The 9,020-nt window shown below is 42.9% G+C and carries 5 protein-coding genes and 1 CRISPR repeat array; all 5 genes read right to left on the reverse strand.

Annotation, left to right across the window (positions count from 1 at the left end):
• Positions 1-49: 49 nt before the first annotated feature.
• Positions 50-4,338: a CRISPR direct-repeat array (repeat unit 28 nt; unit sequence TTTCTAAGTCACCTGAGCGGTGATGAAG).
• Positions 4,339-4,520: 182 nt separating this feature from the next.
• Positions 4,521-5,141 (reverse strand): type I-F CRISPR-associated endoribonuclease Cas6/Csy4, encoded by a 621-nt coding sequence (gene cas6f, locus AAEY79_RS14020; protein WP_352288812.1) that lies wholly within the window; start codon positions 5,139-5,141, stop codon positions 4,521-4,523.
• 3 nt (positions 5,142-5,144) lie between these two features.
• On the reverse strand, positions 5,145-6,170 hold the full coding sequence (csy3, locus tag AAEY79_RS14025) for a type I-F CRISPR-associated protein Csy3 (RefSeq protein WP_352288815.1): 1,026 nt from the start codon (positions 6,168-6,170) through the stop codon (positions 5,145-5,147).
• A gap of 75 nt (positions 6,171-6,245) precedes the next feature.
• Complete coding sequence (gene csy2, locus AAEY79_RS14030; RefSeq protein WP_352288818.1) at positions 6,246-7,217, reverse strand: type I-F CRISPR-associated protein Csy2; 972 nt, start codon at positions 7,215-7,217, stop codon at positions 6,246-6,248.
• Positions 7,214-8,593 carry a type I-F CRISPR-associated protein Csy1 gene (gene csy1, locus AAEY79_RS14035; protein ID WP_352288821.1) on the reverse strand — a complete coding sequence of 460 codons (1,380 nt, stop codon included), beginning with the start codon at positions 8,591-8,593 and terminating at the stop codon, positions 7,214-7,216. The genes csy2 and csy1 overlap by 4 nt, the downstream gene beginning before the upstream one ends.
• Positions 8,594-8,689: 96 nt before the next feature.
• Positions 8,690-8,923 (reverse strand): DUF2188 domain-containing protein, encoded by a 234-nt coding sequence (locus tag AAEY79_RS14040; protein ID WP_352288824.1) that lies wholly within the window; start codon positions 8,921-8,923, stop codon positions 8,690-8,692.
• Between the last annotated feature and the right edge of the window lie 97 nt (positions 8,924-9,020).

Genomic DNA, 9,020 nt, shown 5'->3' on the forward strand with positions numbered 1-9,020 from the left:
CCTGAGCGGTGATGAAGTAGTCAACTTCTTTTGGCTTTCTGACGTCATATTTCTAAGTCACCTGAGCGGTGATGAAGTGCCCCTAATGAAGCGCAAAAGAAGTTTATCATTTCTAAGTCACCTGAGCGGTGATGAAGTAGTCAACTTCTTTTGGCTTTCTGACGTCATATTTCTAAGTCACCTGAGCGGTGATGAAGGCGCCAGGTTCATCTTAGCTAATGACTCTAGCTTTCTAAGTCACCTGAGCGGTGATGAAGGCGCCAAGTACCGCACAATGATTATCGGTGCATTTCTAAGTCACCTGAGCGGTGATGAAGTAATAGGTAAGGTTGTTACTGTTGCGTCCAATTTTCTAAGTCACCTGAGCGGTGATGAAGGGATTAGAACCAACTTGACATTGATTACCATTTTTCTAAGTCACCTGAGCGGTGATGAAGGGTGTTGTTGCGTCTTTGCCTCTCCTTGCTATTTTCTAAGTCACCTGAGCGGTGATGAAGAAATTACAAAGCGGTGTCATGTCAAAAGTCATTTTCTAAGTCACCTGAGCGGTGATGAAGGGAAGCCAATAGCTTTAAAGGCGGCGTCAATCTTTCTAAGTCACCTGAGCGGTGATGAAGGGCAGCGGCTTTTACTTTAGTAATGAGCAGGATTTCTAAGTCACCTGAGCGGTGATGAAGCGTATTTCACTAGCACGCAAATTATAGTAAGCTTTCTAAGTCACCTGAGCGGTGATGAAGAGCGACGGACACGGCAAACAGTGGATATATAATTTCTAAGTCACCTGAGCGGTGATGAAGACCTTGCTGACCAACCGTGTTAATACCATCAATTTCTAAGTCACCTGAGCGGTGATGAAGCTTTTCCCATTCGTTTAATGCTAGCGTTTTGGTTTCTAAGTCACCTGAGCGGTGATGAAGATATTGCGGTCAGTGGTGCAGTGATGGTTGATTTTCTAAGTCACCTGAGCGGTGATGAAGATTACCACCAATTGCGCCACTAATTGTCTTAGTTTCTAAGTCACCTGAGCGGTGATGAAGGTTTTTATGATGAGATTTACACCAGTATTAATTTTCTAAGTCACCTGAGCGGTGATGAAGTTGATGTACTGCCAACGCTTTAAGAGTTGCATTTTCTAAGTCACCTGAGCGGTGATGAAGTGATGGTAGCAGATAGGTTACTTGACGGCTTATTTCTAAGTCACCTGAGCGGTGATGAAGCTCGCTATCGATTACGGTTACGGTGAGTCTAATTTCTAAGTCACCTGAGCGGTGATGAAGTTATGAAAGAAAACCGAAAGGATAACCCGATTTTTCTAAGTCACCTGAGCGGTGATGAAGACGTATCATTGCCTGATATCAACCCTCAGAACTTTCTAAGTCACCTGAGCGGTGATGAAGAATTTGCTAAAACTGTACTAATGCTTGAAATGTTTCTAAGTCACCTGAGCGGTGATGAAGGTCAACGGTTCGCCTTGGTTGTTGATTGGTATTTTCTAAGTCACCTGAGCGGTGATGAAGTGCAAGACTGCTTGCACTGGTCATACCACCAATTTCTAAGTCACCTGAGCGGTGATGAAGTTAAGCTGGGTTTTTTTGCAGCTCTTATCACATTTCTAAGTCACCTGAGCGGTGATGAAGGGTAGAGCAACCCCGAAAGGAGGTGTGTCGCATTTCTAAGTCACCTGAGCGGTGATGAAGCGTGTCGTGGTGGTCAAACTGTGCCCATTGGTTTTCTAAGTCACCTGAGCGGTGATGAAGTGCTTTAGCTACCCTTAGTTGAATTTAAATTATTTCTAAGTCACCTGAGCGGTGATGAAGTGCCCGATTATACAAACATGGAGGGGCAAGATTTTCTAAGTCACCTGAGCGGTGATGAAGATATGTCCCCTTACGATACTTTCCGACCGACATTTCTAAGTCACCTGAGCGGTGATGAAGAAGCACTGGCGCTTATATTCGTCAGATAGGCTTTTCTAAGTCACCTGAGCGGTGATGAAGACTACTAAAACCGCCTACCTTGTTTGCATATATTTCTAAGTCACCTGAGCGGTGATGAAGACTCAGGCGGCTACCTTGGTCGGTATCAAGCGTTTCTAAGTCACCTGAGCGGTGATGAAGATAGTGATGATCCTACTCAGTTTGTTCTTGATTTTCTAAGTCACCTGAGCGGTGATGAAGTCACGAATGGCGCTGAAATCTATCCGCATAGATTTCTAAGTCACCTGAGCGGTGATGAAGAGCGCAATCAATGCGACGTGGAAGAGTATGTATTTCTAAGTCACCTGAGCGGTGATGAAGCAGAGGTCGTCATTAATGCAGTGCAATCGCAATTTCTAAGTCACCTGAGCGGTGATGAAGTTCTTACTTGCTGAGGGCGCGATTGAAGAAGTTTTCTAAGTCACCTGAGCGGTGATGAAGGCGTTGCACCTGCTTCATCCCACTTAGTTGTATTTCTAAGTCACCTGAGCGGTGATGAAGGCAACGATGGACGATGCTAAGGAATGGGCTTGTTTCTAAGTCACCTGAGCGGTGATGAAGAAGGACAGAGGCGGCAAGGGTGATTTGTCCAATTTCTAAGTCACCTGAGCGGTGATGAAGTCGCTACTGCAATCGCAAGTCACGTTTTCAACTTTCTAAGTCACCTGAGCGGTGATGAAGGTGAGGTGACTATGTTTGATGCTGAATTATCATTTCTAAGTCACCTGAGCGGTGATGAAGGCCTCATTCATATTCAATCTAGGTGAAGGGCATTTCTAAGTCACCTGAGCGGTGATGAAGTAACGGGACAAGTGCCAAACTGGTCTGATGCTTTTCTAAGTCACCTGAGCGGTGATGAAGTGCCGATGCGGTTAAATATGATGCTTCGAATTTTTCTAAGTCACCTGAGCGGTGATGAAGCCAAAAGCAAAAGTATCAGCTAAATCGGGTGATTTCTAAGTCACCTGAGCGGTGATGAAGAAAACCCACAAGAGGAGGGTAGCGTTATTCGTTTTCTAAGTCACCTGAGCGGTGATGAAGTATCAAGCAATCGACGGCAAGGCTTACAAGGTTTTCTAAGTCACCTGAGCGGTGATGAAGTAGTGCTAATGACGCAAAGCCTGAATATGAAATTTCTAAGTCACCTGAGCGGTGATGAAGCTGGTTAGCTACGATCATAAGTGCTGCCAACTTTTCTAAGTCACCTGAGCGGTGATGAAGTTATGCCTCGCTTGGTAATTGGCTGTGCTCTATTTCTAAGTCACCTGAGCGGTGATGAAGAGCTCAAAAAGCAATGAGGCGAACGGGTCAATTTTCTAAGTCACCTGAGCGGTGATGAAGAAGCGGTCAAAAACGACAATCTTAGCTGCTATTTTCTAAGTCACCTGAGCGGTGATGAAGCCTGAGTTGCAAGGTTGGCAAGATGTTACTAGTTTCTAAGTCACCTGAGCGGTGATGAAGAAACCGAACCATGATAGAGCTATTGGTTGAAATTTCTAAGTCACCTGAGCGGTGATGAAGGACGATGTGACTTATCAAGCAATCGATGGCAATTTCTAAGTCACCTGAGCGGTGATGAAGTCGACCCTGCTAACGGTGCTTTTAAACCTTACTTTCTAAGTCACCTGAGCGGTGATGAAGAATGGGCTAAAAGTATGGCTGTTGATAAAAATTTTCTAAGTCACCTGAGCGGTGATGAAGACGTAATCATCAACATAACCCTCGCTAGTCAGCTTTCTAAGTCACCTGAGCGGTGATGAAGATGAAAGCAGTCGTTAAACTCCAGAACCCAATTTTCTAAGTCACCTGAGCGGTGATGAAGTTAACCTACGCAAAAGCGGTTGGGTTTCTTTGTTTCTAAGTCACCTGAGCGGTGATGAAGCATTTCTGTTTATGCTCATGCTGTCACCTCACTTTCTAAGTCACCTGAGCGGTGATGAAGAACCTGCTTAGCAGCAAACTAGGTCATGTGACTTTCTAAGTCACCTGAGCGGTGATGAAGACTTATTAGGTAGCAATGTCATTTGCGCTAAATTTCTAAGTCACCTGAGCGGTGATGAAGTAATTTTATCCATTGCTGCGACTTCATCGCGTTTTCTAAGTCACCTGAGCGGTGATGAAGCAATCTAGCACTGCGTACCATTTTCCATACATTTTCTAAGTCACCTGAGCGGTGATGAAGAAGCATCTTTGACGGGCTAGATGAAAAGTGGCTTTCTAAGTCACCTGAGCGGTGATGAAGGTTGGTCTCTTGTGGGGTGGTATCGCTTTTGCTTTCTAAGTCACCTGAGCGGTGATGAAGAGATACCGGTAAGGTATGGACGATTGGTTACGTTTCTAAGTCACCTGAGCGGTGATGAAGAGGAACTATACCTCAAAAAAGACAGTTATAACAAGGCGCGAAGGGCAAAATACCCTAATTTACCCTCCAATTTTCATATTGTCATAACTGTTTGATTTTATTGCAAGTTTTTAAATAGATTAAAAAAAGGGTTTTTATACCCAATTAAAGGGTAATTCGTCATTACCCTTTAACTTTATCTACTACCACTGCGGCACAGTAACGTTATCGCGCATGCCATTCATACCGTATACATTAAAACCACCAGTTACGTCCTGTTTACTAGGTTGTTGTAAAATTTGCAATGGATAATGGGTTTTATTGCTTTCACTAAACATTCTGATAAAAGGCAGTTTTAATTCAGCTTTGCGTTTAACAACTATCGCCATTGCCTCGTCATTGCTAATCTCCATTTTTTTGGCTAGAGATTCTACTTGTACCTCTATCGGTTTAAAACGATAGCGGTGTACACTCACGTAGCCCGTTATTTTATCTATAGGCACGTCTTTGATGCCTTTGATATGCACGTAGTCAGTAAGCCGCGATAGCCAGTTATCAAGATTTAGCGTTTCTAAATCTTTTTGGTTAGTGGCAAAGACGCGAAGCTTTACTCCCAGCTTAGATGACTTCTCATTTTTATCATCATAATGATAATCAGGGAAGCTGACACCGATGGATTCGATGTCATGCTTATTCTTCATTTCAGCTAACGCGATGTGAAATTGAGTAAATAGCTTACTCCAGATAAAGTAAGGTGCAATTTCAGGGTCAGGGATAATAGTTATTTCTTGGAAATGGGTCAAGCTTGAAGTTGAGTCAGTCATCACTTACTCCTTGCCACTAGCACCAAACACGCCGCCACGGATAAGTACACCCATCACGTAATGTTGTTGCTCAACATCTGGTGCATCGCCTTTTAATACCCAATTATCAAATAGGCTATAAAAGTCCATTTTAGCTTTAGGCTGACGGAACGCTGTGCCTAATGTGGTCACCGCGCCATATGGTTCAACCGCGATAGGAAACTCGGCATCAGGATACCAATCATCGATAGTACGAATAGCGTTGCTGACCTTTTGTGAGTGCATACCTGCATTATCCTCAGAGCCTTTACGGTCGCTGACGCGGTAAAGCACTTTACTCTTTTTGCTACCTGTATCAAGTATCAATTCTTGTGACGGATAGACCTCTTGACCATAACCGATGACGGCATGAGCTTCGATATATAAGATAATAAATTCAGCGCCATTTAGACCTGCTTTGATCCAGTCTGCGACTTGCTTGATATGAGCGTCATCACTGTTAAAATCTTTAAGACCATAAGCTTTTGCATCGTCGATAATAATAGTTTTTCCATTACATTTAATGGTAACTTTGATGCTTTCAGTACCCACACGGTTGCGCCATAACCAACGAGCATTTAGCACGTTAATCGCATAGCGCCGTGCCAATTCATCTACGCCTTGAGCGTCGATATAATCAGTAACCACTTGCTCTAAAGCTTGTTGATAGTCTTGATCGTTACAGACGTTAGGCTTACCAGTGAATGGCAATACTTTCATGCTAAAGCGCGCGATTAGCGTATCGTTGTTTTCATCTAATGACGCAGAATCTACCTTTTGTAAATTAGCTTTTTCGGTCTCGGCATCTAGTTTGGCAGGGTCATTAGTAATAGCATTTTTTAGACGATTGCTTATCGTTCCGCGAACTGATTTTTCTTTAATAACAACAGGCGATGGCGATGCTGTGTTATCAGCTGCTTGGCTATTAGTCTGCCATAGGTAAGCATCTGATACGTCAAGGTTACGCTCAAAAGCGAGGACGGATGCAGTTTTTAGGGCTGATTTTGACATGAGTTTCTCCATAAGAATAAAAGTTAAATTGAATGTATCGTAAAAGTTAAAGGATGTAGAAAATTAAAAATGTGATTAAAAGTCTTGCTGCTGGGTGACCAAGTACAGAGAATCATCGGCGTCATAGTGGTAACGCCAAAATGCATTGGCAATATCATGCTCACCGCCGATGCGATTTAAACGCTGTGGATAGACCCATTTGCCAAGACTATATATAGCTTCGACATATTGGCTAGGGTATTCGGGATTACGTACGTTTTGCATCACACCTGCATCATAACGATCAGAAATTCCTTGATACCCTACAGGCATAGGTACAAGCCAACCATGACCACTCTTACGTGAAGTAGTCAGCCATTTGGTATCACCATTTTTTTGAGTTTCTGGTATTTGATGCAGCGCGCAAACCTCTATTAAGGCATCTAAAGGCGTCGCATCTGGATCGTCTTTTTGTACATCGTTGATGATCTGAGCAAATTCATCTTGAGCGTCCATCAGTACAAAAGCAGGTAATAGCTGCGGTATTACCGCACTAATATCGCTACTATCAAAATACTGTACGGGCTCAAATCGAGCCAATCCACGCACACTACCACTAGCCATACGTTGTTGTTGAATCCACTGACTAGTCTTTTGGATAGCAGACTCTTGCTGCTCAGTCGTCAGTTTAGTGTCTGCCAATACTTCAACCACAAAACTCATAACTAAATGGCATTTGCCTTCTTCGATGATAGAAGCTGTTTTACCGTCTTTTTTAATAGGGTTACGCGTTTGATTAAAGGTGTAATTATTATAAGAGTTTGGGCGATACATCTGCGGCTGACAGTCATGACAGGCCAGTAATACGCCACCTAACGATACGTTAGATAGTTGCTCATCATCCGCCATTTTGCGCGACATCGCATGAAAGCTACCCAAGAATCCAGTGATAGCTGGAAAGCCATAAGTAAGCGGGCTTGAGATGGTATTTGCCCCATTAATAACGACCTTTTTGAACAGCAAGTAGCCAATCACTCCGATATCGTTGTCATCATCTATACGGCTCATAAAAACACTCCTTTGCCTGCTCGCTCATAGCGTTTTTGCATATCTTCAATCTCACGCTCCCAGTTCAAATGCTCGGCATCGCCAAAGTCGCTAGCAATGGCTTTAAATTCAGTTTGCATCAAAGTATTGAGCCAACGAGCGAAACTGTGAATAATTTGAGCATGCCACGCGTCAGTTAGTTCACGCTCAGCTTTGAATTCCTCCTCGCCCTCAAGATCAGCGCGTTTCGGATCAAGCCAAAGCTTCTCGTGTCGCTCAAGCTCATAATCTTTTGACCAGCCCGCAGGCATAGTCATACGTATATCTTCTGCTGCTGCAAATATTTGATATAAAACTTCATCAACAGCGTTTTTACGCGCATCTCGGACATCGACGATATTGCGAGTGTCTTTAATAGATTTAAAAATACTTTGAATGGCTTCGCGCGCGTTATATTCCATAGCTGTGCCAAAAATACTATTGGCAAATTTGGATAATTTAAACGAGCGTTCTTGTTTGATAATGGGTGGAAGTGAAGGGAGAAGATAATTGCGACCACCTTGTTTACTCATTAGCAAGCTAACGTTCTGTGGTTTTGTACCGCCAAGCTGAAGGGTCGCTAAATTATTTAAGGTGATATAAGGCTGTTGATCGGCGGTTTTTTTAAAACGATTATCACGGGCGGCTTTATTATCATCAGAAAACTTAAGATGATTGATACGCTGATAAACCTCGTGAGTGAGTACAGAGGGGTATAGCGGAACAATATTAATATAATTGAGCTGTTTTACGTCCGTGCCTTCGTAGGCGTTGGTCACCCAAAGCGTTTGTTTATTACGCTCATGGGTTACAGGGTCTGTAATAAGGTTTTGCAATGCTTCTTTAAAAGTCTGCTGATAGCTATTAGCCAGTATTTTATCGCTGGCAAGTGAGGCAATAAAATCAACATTATCCGCTAAAATAAGGTCACGAATTTTGGTGCTTTCATCTACTTCATAGTCGAAAAAAGCGGCTAGGGGCAGGGCAGCGGCATTACCATTAGCATCAATATAGCTACTATCTATTGAGTGCGTACCAACGATGGTTTCTGATAAATTATTTATGGCTTCAAAACTGACGTTATCGCCTTTAGCATCAGGATGAACGCCCTTTGATATATGCGTACCGAAGTTTAGTTGCTTTGCCATACGATTTGCAGCATCAGGAACCCAAGTGGCGACGCTATATTTCTCTTTAGCTTCTGCTAATGTTGCTTTTAGTTCAGTAGATTTTTCATGATCGCTACTCTTAATTGCTTTAGCGAGCTGTTTTTGCTCAGTATCTGTTTTTTTATCGTATTGACTAACAAGAAATGCTTTGATAGCACCGCTTGCTAGCTCTGGGGATATATTATTCATTACTAGTATCCTAGATAGCGATTAATGATATTGCTAAACGTAGCGTATAGATGAAAAGTATTTATACGCTACACTCGTATTCAATAAATAAGTGGCTTATCGCTTATCTTTTGGAGGGTAAGGGTCATTACCATGGCTATCAGCATTACTAATTCTGCCATTCTTATTGTGAATGACTAACTCAGATTTTTGATTACGACTGATGTCACGTGCATGACCAACTGCGTCTGTTTTAAGGTCGTGATGTTTGATAGCGCGTTCGCCACCACCCCTCTTAACGTCCCAACCACCATCTTTGTTCGGTACAACATGATGCGATTCTCTTGTCATCAGATATTTCCCTTTTATTAATTCCTAGATTAACACACCAAGTGCAACGCTAAGTAATGGAATAAAACACCTGGTTTGGCGTTTTAAACCCTAATCG

The sequence above is a fragment of the Psychrobacter sp. GW64-MNA-CIBAN-0177 genome, assembly GCF_040309585.1.
Classification (GTDB): domain Bacteria; phylum Pseudomonadota; class Gammaproteobacteria; order Pseudomonadales; family Moraxellaceae; genus Psychrobacter; species Psychrobacter okhotskensis.

Bases quoted from the DNA above. Each gene is read 5' to 3' on its own strand.
- csy3 (WP_352288815.1), bottom strand. From the start codon at position 6,170: ATGTCAAAATCAGCCCTAAAAACTGCATCCGTCCTCGCTTTTGAGCGT.
- cas6f (WP_352288812.1), bottom strand. From the start codon at position 5,141: ATGACTGACTCAACTTCAAGCTTGACCCATTTCCAAGAAATAACTATT.
- csy2 (WP_352288818.1), bottom strand. From the start codon at position 7,217: ATGAGCCGTATAGATGATGACAACGATATCGGAGTGATTGGCTACTTG.
- csy1 (WP_352288821.1), bottom strand. From the start codon at position 8,593: ATGAATAATATATCCCCAGAGCTAGCAAGCGGTGCTATCAAAGCATTT.
- AAEY79_RS14040 (WP_352288824.1), bottom strand. From the start codon at position 8,923: ATGACAAGAGAATCGCATCATGTTGTACCGAACAAAGATGGTGGTTGG.